The organism is Anaeromonas frigoriresistens (genome assembly GCF_016820655.1).
Classification (GTDB): domain Bacteria; phylum Bacillota; class Clostridia; order Tissierellales; family SIT17; genus Anaeromonas; species Anaeromonas frigoriresistens.
Map to the genome: position 1 here is coordinate 1 of NZ_WSFT01000039.1, position 14,388 is coordinate 14,388.

A 14,388-nucleotide genomic window follows, 5' to 3' on the forward strand; every position below is an offset into this window, starting at 1 on the left:
AAAATCGGGGATTTAATTATGGATAAAAAAGACAAGTTATGTAAATTAGTATCAAAACTAAATGTATATGAACATTTTAGTGAGAATCGATTATTATATCATATTATTGGTGATTACATATTTGATGGAACTGCTATTGATTATTTTGGCTCTAATGAAACATTTAAAATTTCAAAAAAGCAACCTGGAGGAAGAGACTATATACTGATAGGTTTTGAAGAAAGTGAAAAAGTATTTAACTTTAGCGACAACTTATTGTGTAGTAGCAATAATTATAAGGTTAAAAATATTAGATTTAATAGTTTTGGAGACGGTAATGGAAATAGAAAGGATCTTTATAGGTTCTTTAGGCAAGTCTATGCAAATTTAAAAAGTGTTACTGGTAATGAAAGATTAAACCTTAGTTATATAAAGTTATTAGAGCAGCAAAATCAAGTATTAGCAGAGGATTGCTCAATATTAATAAAACGATTGCTAAATGAGGATGTTCATGTCAACGAGTTATCCGAAATAGAAAAGAAAAGATTTTATTTTTTAAAAGAATTGGGGTATCTCAAAGAAGATAACAAATCAGAAATTTACTTTAATGTACCCGTTTTTTATAATAATGATATTAATATTTTAAAAGAGATTTCTAAATATATATTATTTATAATTGAAGATGAAGTCTATAGTATATTTAAAGAGCTTAACAATGATTTTAAAGATTTGTCAGCGATAAAACATGAAGTAGATATAAAAGAGGTAGCAAATGAACTATGGCATCAAGTGTTTGGGAATATAAATGAGTATCTAGTAGGAAGAGGTTTTTTTGAAAAACCTAATTACATAGATGGACAAGGTAGATTTTTTCAAAGCATATACATAGAAGAATAACGAGAATAACCACTACAGTTAAGATAAAATGAGCAGACATCTCTTCACTGGGTGCGGAGCACTACCTATGAAGAAAGGCTCTGAGGGTCCGGATCAGAGACATTGCTACTCCAAAACCTTATATGAAATAAAATCAAAAGCTTTTAAAATCTAAGTATTTAGGGTAAATCAAGTAATTGATTTTGATCTTTTTGGCTTTTATCAATATATGAATTATATAAAAGTCCAGAAACGATAAATAATCCTCCAATGATTTTCCATTTCGAAACTAAATGACCTGTAAAATAGTCTATAATTGATGCGGCTAAAAGTTGTCCAATAAAAATGAGTAGAGTTGAATAAATAGTTGGAATTTTAGGTATTATAGTATTTGTTGTAGCCACTACTAAAACTCCAATTGCTCCACCTAAATAAGCCCAAAATGGAACGGTAGATAAATTATTAAATGAGAAATCCATAGAATTATTAGTTGTTAATAGAGCTAAACTAATGAATGATAAACCTACAATAAAGTTTATAAAGGTACCTTGGAACACACCTATTCTCTTGGCTAATCCTGAATTAAGTATCATGGATAAAATAACTAAACCACCAGTTATAAATGCAAGTATAATATATATCATAATTTTAACCTCCTATTATCATTATAAATATTCCTATAAATATCAAAATAAATCCTGTTGTCTTTTTCTTATTAAATGTATGTTTAGACATTCCTAGTAGTCCAAAATGATCTATAATTACTGCTGTAATTGATTGACCGAATAGGCCCAGAGACAATGTTAGTGATACACCTAAATTATTGAAGGATATATTATTGAAAAATATCATAATCACACCAATGGCTCCACCACTAAAAAAATAAATAGGGATATCCTTTTTCAAGTTAATTCTTTTATTTTTTATTATTAGAATTAAGCTTATAGCTATAAGTCCTATTATATGGATCATTAATATTGATACATAATCTCCTGTTTTTTTAGCTAATATACCATTAAATGTGACCATAAGTGCAATTAATATTCCTATAAAAGAAGCTGATAATTTATACATAAAAGTCCTCCATTCTCCAATTTGTTTTATTGCAAAACTAATAGTATCATATAAGTACTTGAGATAAATATGACAAATGTCATATTTATAAATGGTTTTTACTCTAAGTGGGAGGTGCAAGATAAATGAAACAGATAACTGACCTAAATAAACTTGAATATTACATTGAAAAGTATAATATTCAAGATATTTTTGAAAAAGACATGACACCTAGTATGGAACTAATATTATTTGATAAAAATGAACACATTTGTAGAGAACAAGAAAGATTAGATTATTTTTATTTTTTAGTAGAAGGTAAAGCCAAAGTATATAAGTTGCTGGAAAATGGGAGATCACTTTTATTAACATTTTATAATCCATTGGTAGTGATTGGCGATGTTGAATTTATTGATATTGATGTTGCTACTTCAAACGTACAAGCCTTAGAAAAAACCATATGTTTAGGTATTCCAATGAATGAATTAAGAAAAGAGATCACCAGTGATACAAAATTTTTGAAATATGTATGCAAAGTTTTAGGATATAAATTAGATAGGATTTCTAAGGTGAGTTCCATTAATCTTTTATATTCTGTTGAAAATAGATTAGCTAGCTATTTGCTAGCTATTGCACCAAATGATAGTGCTAATACTAATATAGATGAATTTTTTACTTGTAAATTGACAGAAATGGCAGAGTTGTTGGGAGTTAGTTATAGGCATTTATTAAGAACAATAAATACATTATGTGAAAAAAGAATTATAAAAAGAAATAAAGGATCAATAACAATTCTAAATAGAGATTTATTAAAAGAATTAGCAGGAGATATATATGATTAATAAGCAGAAAGATACCTATATGTATTCTAGTAATATCTCGTCTTGCATAAATTAAAATGGGAGGATACAAATTGTTTATTTATGAAAAGAATATAGTTTGGGGATTACTATTTATCATTATTATTATAACTTTAACATTTACTTTATTTAAAATTATTAAGAATAACTCAAAACATTACCTATTAAGTGGTTATATAAATAAAATTGAAAGACAAAGGGACAATGAAAAGTTTTCAGAACCAACTATTAAACAAGATGATGATTTTTATAGGGTTACGATTGAAATTAAAATATGAATATATGGGTGATGGATGTGGAGTTAATGATCCAGATTCACCCTATATACCAAAAGGATATGCAAAAAAGTATGGTACACCAATAGATTTTTTCGTAAAATTTATAATAAAAAAACAACCTAGTAATATATTAATCTGATATCTAGTTAAAGATATCAGATTTTTTGTAAAAAAAGGATTTTAGTGAAATATATAGAATTAAAATATTAAAGGATAACTTAATCAGAGATAATTATATATTACCGAAACAGAGTTCGGGAATACCTATATGTAGTAATGAAATATGAACTATAGGATTGGGAATATATTGTTAGGTAAAATTGACTCATTCATTTCGGAGCATTTCTTTTGGGTGAAAAATATAAAAAAGATGAAGATATTATAAAGGTTATATATAACTATTATTAAAGTGCAAAATTGTGCATAAAAAGATACGAGTTAATATTTTATTAATGTTAATCTTTAATTGAAGGAGGGAGTAATATGGATTGGCTTTCAAAGATGAACTCAGCAATTGATTATATTGAAAATAACTTAATCTACGAAATTGATTTCAATAAAGTTGCTCAAAAAGCCTGCTGTTCATCATATAATTTCCAACGTATGTTTTCATTTATAACAGACACTACTCTAGCTGAATATATTAGACGAAGAAGATTGACACAAGCAGCGTTGGAATTACAAAACACAAATTTAAGAGTTATTGATATATCTACAAAATACGGATATAACTCAGCTACATCATTTGCAAGGGCATTCACGACACTTCATGGATTAACGCCAACTGAAGCAAGAAAACCAGGAGTACAGTTGAAGGCTTATCCTAAAATCTCCTTTCAAATTTCAATTAAAGGAGAGAAAGAGATGGATTACAGAATTGAAACAAAAGAGGCTTTCGATATTTTTGGTATCGAAACAATCGCATCATTAACAGGAGAAGAAGGTTATTTAAGTCCAGCAGAGCTATGGCAGAAATGTCACCAAAACGGAGAATATGAACGCTTACATGAAAATTCAGGTGATTTACCAGATTTTATTACTCAAAATTTATGCAGAATTCATGGAGTAGAAAATTATTGTAAGACGGAAAAGAATACTTTCTCGTATATGCTTTGCTCATTTGTATCAGAAAGTAGTAATACCAACGGCTATAAAGTAGTGAATATCCCTGCACAGACTTATGCAATATTTCCTTCAGAAAAGTTCAAGTGGGATGATGATTTTTATTCTATATTATCTAATTTACAGAAAAGATTTTATACTGAATGGTTGCCAACTGCAAATTATGAAAGAGCAGAAGGTGCTAATTTTGAAATTTACGGTGGGACACCAGAATGTGGATATATAGAGTTGTGGTATCCAATTGTGAAGAAATAATTCAATAATAGCTAGGCAAAGGTAATTTGAGTTATACTTTAGTGCTGAATGAGTCAACATCATCTAACAAAATGTTTGCGCAAGAGGTTACTAGGGCGTGTTTTGGTAGCATTCACGCCCACACCTTCTTGCTAACCGAGTCGTTGTATTAGGCGTTCACAGTCTCACAGCCATGAACGATTTCCATGTAAAGATCGAAGGCATCGCAAATATGAAACGTTAGGTAACATTGACTTACTCATTATGGAGTATTGCTTTGGGTTCTTAAAAAGAATGGGGGAAAATACATGGCAACACAATTGATATTAATAGAAGGTTTACCAGGTTCGGGTAAATCAACAATAGCTAAGATAACAGATGAAATATTAAATGACCTAGGAATAGAACACCAGACTTTTAGGGAAGGGAATTTAAACCACCCTGCGGATTATGAAGGTATGGCTTGCATGACATATAAAGAATTTAATGAACTTAGAAGTAAATTTAAGAAACATTTGGATTTTATTGACCAATATATGGTACAAAAAGAAAATAATTATTTTTTAGCATATGATAAAATAAAAAAAGAAATAGGTAGTAAATTCCCAAATGAACTACTTAATAAGATAATAGAATATGATATATATGAAATAACATTAGATAGACATATACAATTGATTTTAGAAAGATGGACGAGCTTTGTGGAGAGTGCTTTAAAAGATAAAAATGTGTATATTTTCGAGTGTTGTTTTATTCAAAATCCAATAACAGTTAGTTTGTTACGAGACAATAGTCCAAAGGAAATAACTATAAACTATATACAAAAACTAAAAAGGATTATAGAACCATTAAACCCCGTTTTAATATATGTTAATCAGAATAATATAGAGAAGGCATTTAGAAAAGTTGTTGAAGAAAGACCTGCCTCATGGTCAGATGGATTTATGTATTATTATACAAAGAGAGGATTTGGAAAAGAGAATAATATGCAAGGGTTAGAAGGAACTATTGAAGTACTTAAATCAAGAAAGACATTAGAATTAGAACTTTTAGATGCATTAGATATGGATCATATAAAATTAGATAATTCTTCATATGATTACAATAAAATAAAGAAAGAAATTGTTAGAAATATTGATAACTTCTTAAAGAACTAGGATTGGATATGAAGAAAAGCTCTAAAGTTCAGTTCAGAGACGTTCTAAAATCTAGAAAGGTTACATGCCATCACCATCACAATATTATAGTGGCAGTTGGGGCAAGAAAAATGAGGAGGGGGAGTTAAATTGTACGTTAAACAATTATCTGAAAGCGAGGAGAAAGCGCGAGACAAAAGATTTGAGAAAATAAAAGAATTGCAAGAGAAAGGCATATGCTTCGGATGTTATAACTTTAAAACAGGAGATTTATTCCCTGATGATGGTTTAATTATCTATGAGGATGAAATGGTGAGGTGCCAATTTGAAAGATACCCAAGAGCAACTGGACAGACAATTATTGTGGCAAGGGAACACTATGAAGATATTTCTGAAATGCCAATTGAATTAGGAATACATATATTAAAAATATCAGATGCAATAATTAAACTTCATAAAGAAATTTTAGGTGCGGAAAAAGTATATATGTGTACCATATGTGATGGTAAGAGAAACCATTTGCATTTTCAACTTTTCCCTAGATTAAAAGGGGAACCCATAGGCTATGGAAATTTTGTTAGAGAAGAAGGAATTATTATGGATTATCATAAAACAGCAGAACTTTACAAAAATAAATTAAAAGGAATTATGCTATATTGAAGGTTTAAATGAATTATGGGAGTGTTAATAAAATGGTTGAAAATAACCATGAATTTTCTGGAATATTAATTATATCTTTTTCAATATTAAGTAGTGTTTTACTTCTTTTAATAAATATATTCAAATGGACATTAATAGATATATTTACAGTATTTTTATTTCCAATTATAGAATTAGGTGTTGGTGTTATATTCTTGGTGATATCTATTTTATCCATAATATATTTTGGGCTTAAGGCACATAAATTAAAATATAAAGCATTTATACCATTAGGTATTAATCTAGTCACATTCATTATAGTTCTTACTATTCCTTTTACTGGCATTATGCTGTATTTTGATTTTAAATTAAATATTGATGAAAGAGAAGAAATAGTTTCAATGGTCAAATCTGGAGAATTAAAGGCAAATGTTTATCATAATGATAGCTTAATCAAACTTCCTGAAGAATATGAACATCTATCAAAAGGTGGAGGAGAAATAGTAGTTGAAAGAGATAAAGGTAGACTTAAAGTTTTCTTCTATACATACAGAGGTGTATTAGATAATTTTTCAGGGTTTGCTTATATTTCAGATAATAGTGAATTATCATCAGATCATTTTAATGGAGATTTTAAAGAAATAAAAAAGAAAAAAGAACATTGGTATTGGGGGGCATCTAAATAATGAGAAAAATAGTAGTTGAACCATATAATCCTAAATGGAAAGAAGAATTTGATAAAGCTAAATCTTTTTATGAAAAATTACTTAAGGATATAAATGTGGAAATTGAACATGTGGGCAGTACATCAGTGGAAGGTCTATGGGCTAAACCAATTTTAGATATCGATATTATTGTCCGAGATGAAGAAGATTCTAAGGAAACGATAAAATTACTTGAAAGTATTGGATATAATCATATAGGAAATTTAGGAGTAGAAGGAAGAGAGGCTTTAAGATATAATCCAGATAATCCTAATATAAATTGGATGGAACATCATTTATATGTTTGTATGAATGGTAGTGAAAACCTTATAAATCATCTATTATTGAGAGAACATTTGAGAAAGAATAAAGAATCAGTTAAATTATATGGAGAATTAAAGCAAGAATTAGCAGATAAATATCCTAATGATATTGACTCGTACATTGATGGTAAAACTAAACTTATTACTACAATATTAGAATCAGAAGGAATGAAATTAGAAGAGTTGGAGAGAATTGAAAAGATAAACAGTAAATAGAATTTAAGTATTGAAGGGAATCTAATCTAATAGATAAGGGTCTACAGATGAATCATCTGTAGATTTTTTTATGTATAAAATTAATTCCGAGTATTTTTATCGGATATTGATTATAATCACAGTATTATATTTATATTCCCCTTATAATGTAATTAACAGATAAAGAAAAAACATTTCAAGGAGGAATATATAATGAATAATAATAATAGATTAGTTGCTAAGGATTCACACTGGGTAGGATATGTTGATGATAGAAAGGTGCCCTTCCATAGACTTACTTTAGAAAAAGGTACAACATATAATAGTTACTTTTTAGATACAGAGAAACCAACAGTTATAGATACAGTAGATATTAGTTTTGGAAGAAATTTTGTTCAAACATTAAGTGAATATATAGAGCCAGAAAAAATTCAATATATAGTAATAAATCACGTAGAACCAGATCACTCTGGAGGACTACCAGCATTAGCTAATAAAGCTAAAGATGCTGTTATAGTTACAACTGAGTTAGGAGCTAGAGAGCTTAAGGAAATGTATAAGCTTCATAATAAAGAGTTTTTAATTATAAAAGACGGAGATACATTAGATATTGGAGGAAAGACTCTTAAATTCTTTGAAACACCATATCTTCACACAGAAGAAACAATGATAACTTATGCAGTAGAGGATAAAGTATTATATCCTTGTGATATATTCAGTACTCATATTGCTACAGAGGAGTTATTTAATGACTTGGCTCCAGAAGATATTACTGAAGATTTTAAAGTGTATTACAGCTTGATCATGCATCCCCATAGACCATATGTTCAAGATATGATTGAGAAGCTAAGAAATATAGAAATAGATACCATCGCTCCATCCCATGGATATATATTAAGAGATAATCCACAAAAATATATTGATATGTATGATGAAATGAGTAAACCAAATAAAGACAAGAAAGCTCTAGTACTATACTCTACAATGACAGGAAATACAAAGAAAATAGCTAATCATATTGCTGAGGAACTGAAAGAAGCTGGAATAGAAACAAATACAATGAAGATAAAAGATGATGTAGATATGGATGCAGTAAGAGAAGCAATTAAAGAATCTGATGCTATATTCTTTGGAAGTTCCACTAGATATGCTGATATGGTAGGTGGAATGGAAAAAGTACTAAAAATGCTTAAATACATGAAACTAGAAGGAAAAGTAGGAGTAGCCTTTGGTTCTTATGGTTGGAGTGGAGAAGCAGTTGAGGTAATAAATGATTATCTAGCTGATACTGATATAAGCCTAGTAAGCAGCTCATATATCATAAAGACTACAGGAATGTCAGACTTACAATTCCCTATAAGAGTAAAGTTTAATCCGGATGAGAATGGTATTGAAAGATTAAAGATATCTGCAAGAGTAATCAAAGATATATTAGTAGGTTAAAGGAGGGTGTAATATGAATAAAATAGATAAATTGTCAAATATATTAGAAAGACTTAATACAGAACAGATAACAGAAGAGTTACGACAAGAAGCATTGGAGTTAGTTAAGGATATTAATCCCTTAGAGCTATCAATGGCAGAGCAAAAGCTTATAGAAAAGGGTATGAAACCAGAAGATTTGAGACATCTATGCGATATTCATATGGAAGTATTAAAGGATGAATTAGATAAACTTAAAATGAAAATAGATGAAGGGCATGTACTTTATACCCTTATAGCAGAACATGATGAAATATTAGGTTTCTTAACAGAATTAGATAGTCTAAATCTAAGAATACAAGATATGGATAGATATGATAAAAATAGTGATGAATTTAAGAGATTAAAAGAGTTATCATTAAATATATTAAGTGCAGAGAAGCATCATCAAAGAGAAGAAGATGTATTATTCTTAGAAATGGAAAAAAGAGATATAACAGGTCCTACTAGAATAATGAAAATGGAGCATGATGAATTAAGAGAAAGAAAGCATTTATTAAAGGATTTATCCCATGGAGTAGAATATATGGAGTTTGGAGAGTTTAAATCTAAATTAGATGAAGTATCCAAATATATAGTATTTAATCTTAGAGATCATATATATAAAGAAAACTATATATTATATCCCACAGCATTAGAATCAATTGATCAGATAGATGCTTGGGATGAAATGAGAAACAGATGTGATGATATAGGATACTGCAGCTTTACCCCTAATATGTAAAGGAGGCTATAATAATGGAAAAAATAATAAAAAAAGATCAACCAATAGGTGAGATAGCAACAATATTTCCAAAAGCTACAAATATATTTATGGAATATGAAATAGACTTTTGCTGTGGTGGAGACAGGAAGTTAGAAGTAGCTATAGCAGAGAAAAATATAGATGAAAATGAATTATTAGATAAACTTAATACAGAATATCAAGAGATGCAAAAGAGCATGGATAAGGATGTTGATTGGCAACAAGAAAGCATGTCTAATCTGATAGACTATATAGTAAATAAGCATCATGCTTTCATGAAAGAAGAGATGCCTGTGACAGAAAGATTTGTATCAAAGATACTACAAGTACATTATCTTTCCCATGGAGATGTATTAGTAGAGTTGCACAAATTATTTAATCAATTAAAAACAGAGATAGCTGAGCATCTAATAAAGGAAGAAGAAGTATTATTCCCTCTAATAAAAGAGTATGAAAATAATCCTTCAGAAAAAACTTTAGAAAAAGCATTGAAAGTTCTAGAAGAAACAGAATCAGAGCACGATGTAGCAGGAGATATCCTAAAAGATATGAGAAAATTAACAAAAGGGTTCAAAGTACCTGAAGATGGATGTAATACCTACAGAGTAACTTATGAAAAAATAGAAGCAATAGAAAAAGACTTATTCCAACACATTCATTTAGAAAACAATATATTATTTAATAGACTTAAGTAAAGAAAAGAGATGGTGAGAGATTCACCATCTCTTTTTATCCTGTTACATAAATATAAAGTATCCTGTTAAGTTTAAAATGAATAAGAATAAAACTAATGCAACAGTTCCGAAGGTGTTGATAGCTTTGGAGGAAGTATTAGTTTTCACATTAGCAGCCATTAGAAAGTCCCGGGGATGTCCTAGAGGGTTACCATTGGATAATGATTTTCCCTCTTGAAATATATTTACAAATCCATAAACTAACATAACTAACCAAATAAAAGTCCAGACAAGAAAGAAAAAATCTAAATTTGTATCCTTCATAGTTAAATAGAAAATTAATTCGATTAAAACCAGTGCAAGAAAACCAATAAACTTACCATACTTTTTCATAATTAAAGCCTCCTTTTGGTATTATATTACAATTATATCATGATTAAGTCGAAATTTTCAGAAAAAATATATTACAAATAAATTACAGTTATTTATAAATCAATACATTTGTGTATAGTTTGTAATGTTAATATTTTTGAAAAATATGGTATAATAGTGTAGTTAAAATATTGAATCCTAAGGAGGGTTTATATGAGTAAAAAAATAATATCAATAGTAATAATAGTAACTTTTCTTGTTTCGGGGGTAGCATTTGGAGATGCTGTTGCTGGAGAAGAGGTAGTTAGTTTAGGGCAAGATCTGACTGAAGCACAAAAAACAGAAATGAAGAATTATTTTGGTGTCACAGAAGATGTGAGAATTATAGAAGTGACTAATGAGGAAGAAAGAAAATATTTTGGAGAGCATATAGACTTAAAGATAATAGGTACTAGGGCATTATCCTCAGTATATGTACAAAAGCTTGAAGAGGGAGAAGGTATAGAAGTAGAAAGTAACAATATAACTTGGGTAACTGATGATATGTATGAAAATGCACTAGTAACAGTAGGTGTAAAGGATGCAAAAGTCCGAGTTAATAGTCCTATGAAAGTAACTGGTACAGCAGCCCTTACAGGAATAATCAAGGCCTTCGAAGACATGTCTGGAGAGGATATATCTGAAACAGCTAAGGAAGTTGCAAGTGAAGAATTAGCAAAGACTTCAGAGCTTGGAAAGGAAATAGGAAAAGAAGAAGCAACTAATTTGATAAACGAAATCAAGATATATATTATAAATAATAATATAACTAATATCAATGAGATAAAAGAAGTAGTAGAAGATAAATCTAAAGAATTAAATATAAATCTTACTCAAGACCAAATAGATGAGATATCTAAACTTATGAAAAATATAGCAGGTTTAGACTTGAATTTAGATGAGATAAAGACACAATTAAAAGGTCTAGGAGATAGGATTAATAAGATAATCGATGAGAATCCAGAAGCTCAATCATTTTTTGCAAAAATATTAAATGCAATAAAGGATTTCTTTAATAGTTTGTTTAATTGACATAAAAAATCACTTTTACTGAAAGGTAAAAGTGATTTTTTATGTCATCCTGAGCATAGCGAAGGATCTTATCACCAAGTTCTATTTTTTTTATCATACATTGGTCTTATTATCCCACAGCCTAGTCTCTTGCCAGCATTTCCAGCAGGTTGGGACCTGTAATCATCAGGGTTTTGATGGATTATAATTGTCTTACCTAAAATTTCTTTAATATTAAACTTATCTGTAAAAAAACACATTTGAGCATATCCATTACTAGCAATTAAAACAGGAAAATCTCCCGGATGGTTACCATGGGGTAGGTTGTTAGGATTATAATGACCTTTAGCTGCTTGGAAAGGATCATCAACATCTCCTATAGCACAAGTTTCTCCTTCATGAATATGAAAACCAAAGGGACCTATAGGTTCATCATTTCCATTGGCAGGATCATATTCCGGTAGACCATAAATAGTAGCACATACAACAACTCCACCATATACCTTTTGAAATCTCACATATCCCTTAAGTTCTGGACTAAGAGGACCTCCATATATCTCAGCTACTGCAAAATCATAATACATATATTAATCACCTCATCAAAGTACTTTTATAATATATACTATGATGAAAGTTATGTAAAGATTTCTTTTATTTCTAAAAATTAACTTACGTCAAGTATTTTTCTCCAGCAAATTTTATCCCAATAGCTCCTAAAGGTGCAGTAATGATAATAGCTAACACAGCCATTGCAAGAATTAACTCACCATTTTCTACTCCCATACTTAAGGGTACTGCTCCTATAGCTGCTTGAACTGTAGCTTTGGGAGTATAGGCTATGATACAAAAGAGTCTTTCTTTATAATTTAAGTCCGTTCCAATAAGGGATAAAAATACTCCGATAGATCTTCCAATTAGCCCAATAGCTATAACTAATATACCTAATAATCCAGAGTCCATAGCTACAAATATATTTACTTCTGCTCCTACTAATACAAACAATACTATCTCAGCTAGTATCCATACCTTATTTAGCTTGGTTGAAAGTCTATTGGCTACTACTGGATATTTTTCTAGTAGTATGAAACCCATAGTCATAACTCCTAGTAATGTAGCGATAGGTACGAAATTTTTAACCGGATCTTCTAGGCTAGTAAATATAATAGCTGTTCCTAATAATATCAATGTTTTCTTGGTATCTCTAATATGATGGGTTTTAAATATATTGGTAATTATCAATCCAATTATAAGTCCTAGTATAATCCCTAAGATTATTGATATGGGTATATTTATTAACTGTCTAAATATACTTATATTATTTGTAGTATACATACTTAAAAAAGTAGAATAAATAGTTATAGCGAAAACATCATCAATAGAAGCACTGGCAAGAATCAATGTAGGTATTCCTTTATTTTCACCTTTTCCTCTCTCAATCAAAGTAAGCATTGAAGGTACTACTACGGCAGGAGAAACGGCAGCAATAATAAAAGCTAGTATACCTGCTTCATTAAAGGAAAGATTAAAGGCTTTTATTGTAATGAGTATCAAAATAAATCCTTCAAGTAGTCCAGGTATAAAACTCATCTTTATAGCAGGAATTCCTATTTTATTTAATGTTTCCTTCTTTATTCCGAGACCTGCTCTGAGTAATATTACTATTAAAGCTATCTTTCTTAAATCCCCAGAGATTAATAATATATCCTTGTTTAGTATATTTAGAACATAAGGTCCTATTATAATCCCGACTAAAAGCATTCCTAATAATCCAGGAAGTTTTAATCTTTCAAAAAGTTTATTTGCCAATAAACCAAAAATAATAATAAGTGCAAAACTAAGTGCCATATTTACTCCTCCTTAAATATAAAAAGACTCCTACTCAAAGCTATACCTTAAGTAGGAGCCATCAATTACATTTATATGTAATACTCAAAGGCGAGCTCCATCGCCTATATATTATGCATAATCTATGATAATATTATACTTATAATATTATGAAAAGTAAAGGGTGATAGAATGATTAAAGCAGTTATATTTGATATGGATGGAGTAATAGTAGATAGTGAGCCAGAGTTAGTAAAGGTAGAAATTGAGTATATGAAAGATAATGGAGTGAAAATTGTTAAAGAAGATATTGATGAATTTGTAGGGACAAACTCCTATTATATGTGGGGAGAATTAAAGGAAAGATATAACTTAAATAAATCTGTAGAGGATTTAGTAACAGAAAATAGAGAAAAATATTTACAGCATATACAAAATTCTAAAAATGTAAAATCAGTACCAGGAGTTATAGAATTAATAAAAGCTTTAGACGAAAATGGTATTAAAATGGTAGTAGCATCTTCATCTCCTGTTTCTTGGATAGAGAAAATTATTGATACACTAGATATAAGAGACTATTTTCAATTTTTAATAAGTGGAGATTATGTAGAGAATAGTAAACCAGATCCAGATATATTTCTATTTGCTTTAGATAAACTGGGAGTAGACAATAAAGAAGCCTTAGTTATAGAAGATTCAACAAATGGAGTAAAAGCAGCAATAGCAGCAAATATTAAAGTAATAGGATATAAAGGGGATGAAACCTCAAATCAAGATTTATCTATGGCAGATAAAATCATAAAGTCTTTTGATGAAATAGAATTATCAAAATTAATATAATA

19 protein-coding genes and 1 riboswitch are annotated in these 14,388 nt (G+C 29.2%); of the genes, 14 read left to right on the forward strand and 5 right to left on the reverse strand.

Annotation, left to right across the window (positions count from 1 at the left end):
• The first annotated feature begins 18 nt into the window (after window positions 1-18).
• Window positions 19-876 (forward strand): hypothetical protein, encoded by an 858-nt coding sequence (locus tag GOQ27_RS10280; RefSeq protein WP_203366778.1) that lies wholly within the window; start codon window positions 19-21, stop codon window positions 874-876.
• 158 nt (window positions 877-1,034) lie between these two features.
• Here GOQ27_RS10280 and GOQ27_RS10285 read toward each other — a convergent pair whose 3' ends face one another.
• Both GOQ27_RS10285 and GOQ27_RS10290 read right to left on the reverse strand, forming a co-directional pair.
• Window positions 1,035-1,499, reverse strand: a complete 465-nt coding sequence (locus tag GOQ27_RS10285) for a DMT family transporter (RefSeq protein ID WP_203366779.1) — start codon at window positions 1,497-1,499, stop codon at window positions 1,035-1,037.
• A 4-nt stretch (window positions 1,500-1,503) separates the two neighbouring features.
• Window positions 1,504-1,929 carry a DMT family transporter gene (locus GOQ27_RS10290; protein ID WP_203366780.1) on the reverse strand — a complete coding sequence of 142 codons (426 nt, stop codon included), beginning with the start codon at window positions 1,927-1,929 and terminating at the stop codon, window positions 1,504-1,506.
• 125 nt (window positions 1,930-2,054) lie between these two features.
• Here GOQ27_RS10290 and GOQ27_RS10295 point away from each other — a divergent pair, with 125 nt between their 5' ends.
• The 11 genes from GOQ27_RS10295 to ric all read left to right on the forward strand — a co-directional run bounded on the left by GOQ27_RS10295 (window position 2,055) and on the right by ric (window position 10,321).
• Window positions 2,055-2,750, forward strand: a complete 696-nt coding sequence (locus tag GOQ27_RS10295) for a cyclic nucleotide-binding domain-containing protein (RefSeq protein WP_203366781.1) — start codon at window positions 2,055-2,057, stop codon at window positions 2,748-2,750.
• A 71-nt stretch (window positions 2,751-2,821) separates the two neighbouring features.
• Window positions 2,822-3,046, forward strand: a complete 225-nt coding sequence (locus GOQ27_RS10300; RefSeq protein ID WP_203366782.1) for a hypothetical protein — start codon at window positions 2,822-2,824, stop codon at window positions 3,044-3,046.
• The gene (locus GOQ27_RS10305; protein WP_203366783.1) at window positions 3,030-3,185 is read left to right on the forward strand and encodes a hypothetical protein; all 156 of its coding nucleotides are present in this window, start codon (window positions 3,030-3,032) and stop codon (window positions 3,183-3,185) included. The genes GOQ27_RS10300 and GOQ27_RS10305 overlap by 17 nt, the downstream gene beginning before the upstream one ends.
• A 362-nt stretch (window positions 3,186-3,547) precedes the next feature.
• Window positions 3,548-4,423, forward strand: coding sequence for an AraC family transcriptional regulator (locus GOQ27_RS10310; protein ID WP_286673027.1), 876 nt, complete (start codon window positions 3,548-3,550; stop codon window positions 4,421-4,423).
• A gap of 287 nt (window positions 4,424-4,710) precedes the next feature.
• Window positions 4,711-5,559 (forward strand): P-loop NTPase family protein, encoded by an 849-nt coding sequence (locus GOQ27_RS10315; protein WP_203366785.1) that lies wholly within the window; start codon window positions 4,711-4,713, stop codon window positions 5,557-5,559.
• Between the two features lie 129 nt (window positions 5,560-5,688).
• Window positions 5,689-6,198, forward strand: coding sequence for an HIT family protein (locus tag GOQ27_RS10320; RefSeq protein WP_203366786.1), 510 nt, complete (start codon window positions 5,689-5,691; stop codon window positions 6,196-6,198).
• 32 nt (window positions 6,199-6,230) lie between these two features.
• Entirely contained in the window at window positions 6,231-6,863 is a 633-nt protein-coding gene (locus tag GOQ27_RS10325) for a hypothetical protein (RefSeq protein ID WP_203366787.1), read from the forward strand.
• A complete protein-coding gene (locus GOQ27_RS10330; RefSeq protein WP_203366788.1) occupies window positions 6,863-7,420 on the forward strand; it encodes a GrpB family protein in 558 nt (185 codons plus the stop codon). Before GOQ27_RS10325 ends, GOQ27_RS10330 begins: the two co-directional genes overlap by 1 nt.
• Before the next feature lie 192 nt (window positions 7,421-7,612).
• Window positions 7,613-8,842, forward strand: coding sequence for an FprA family A-type flavoprotein (locus GOQ27_RS10335; protein ID WP_203366789.1), 1,230 nt, complete (start codon window positions 7,613-7,615; stop codon window positions 8,840-8,842).
• 13 nt (window positions 8,843-8,855) lie between these two features.
• A complete protein-coding gene (locus GOQ27_RS10340; protein WP_203366790.1) occupies window positions 8,856-9,605 on the forward strand; it encodes a DUF438 domain-containing protein in 750 nt (249 codons plus the stop codon).
• Between the two features lie 14 nt (window positions 9,606-9,619).
• Window positions 9,620-10,321 (forward strand): iron-sulfur cluster repair di-iron protein, encoded by a 702-nt coding sequence (gene ric, locus GOQ27_RS10345; protein WP_203366791.1) that lies wholly within the window; start codon window positions 9,620-9,622, stop codon window positions 10,319-10,321.
• Window positions 10,322-10,363: 42 nt separating this feature from the next.
• Here the strand turns inward: ric and GOQ27_RS10350 are convergent, their stop codons facing one another.
• A complete protein-coding gene (locus tag GOQ27_RS10350) occupies window positions 10,364-10,693 on the reverse strand; it encodes a hypothetical protein (protein WP_203366792.1) in 330 nt (109 codons plus the stop codon).
• A gap of 192 nt (window positions 10,694-10,885) precedes the next feature.
• Between GOQ27_RS10350 and GOQ27_RS10355 the strand changes: the two genes are divergently transcribed.
• A complete protein-coding gene (locus GOQ27_RS10355; protein ID WP_203366793.1) occupies window positions 10,886-11,743 on the forward strand; it encodes a DUF1002 domain-containing protein in 858 nt (285 codons plus the stop codon).
• Between the two features lie 71 nt (window positions 11,744-11,814).
• On the opposite strand, the gene GOQ27_RS10360 is transcribed toward GOQ27_RS10355, so the two are convergent.
• Both GOQ27_RS10360 and GOQ27_RS10365 read right to left on the reverse strand, forming a co-directional pair.
• The gene (locus GOQ27_RS10360; RefSeq protein WP_203366794.1) at window positions 11,815-12,306 is read right to left on the reverse strand and encodes a superoxide dismutase family protein; all 492 of its coding nucleotides are present in this window, start codon (window positions 12,304-12,306) and stop codon (window positions 11,815-11,817) included.
• Window positions 12,307-12,391: 85 nt separating this feature from the next.
• Window positions 12,392-13,567 carry a cation:proton antiporter domain-containing protein gene (locus tag GOQ27_RS10365; protein WP_203366795.1) on the reverse strand — a complete coding sequence of 392 codons (1,176 nt, stop codon included), beginning with the start codon at window positions 13,565-13,567 and terminating at the stop codon, window positions 12,392-12,394.
• A 45-nt stretch (window positions 13,568-13,612) separates the two neighbouring features.
• Window positions 13,613-13,681: riboswitch (Fluoride riboswitch) on the reverse strand.
• A gap of 57 nt (window positions 13,682-13,738) precedes the next feature.
• Between GOQ27_RS10365 and GOQ27_RS10370 the strand changes: the two genes are divergently transcribed.
• A complete protein-coding gene (locus GOQ27_RS10370; protein WP_203366796.1) occupies window positions 13,739-14,386 on the forward strand; it encodes an HAD family hydrolase in 648 nt (215 codons plus the stop codon).
• Window positions 14,387-14,388: the final 2 nt, after the last annotated feature.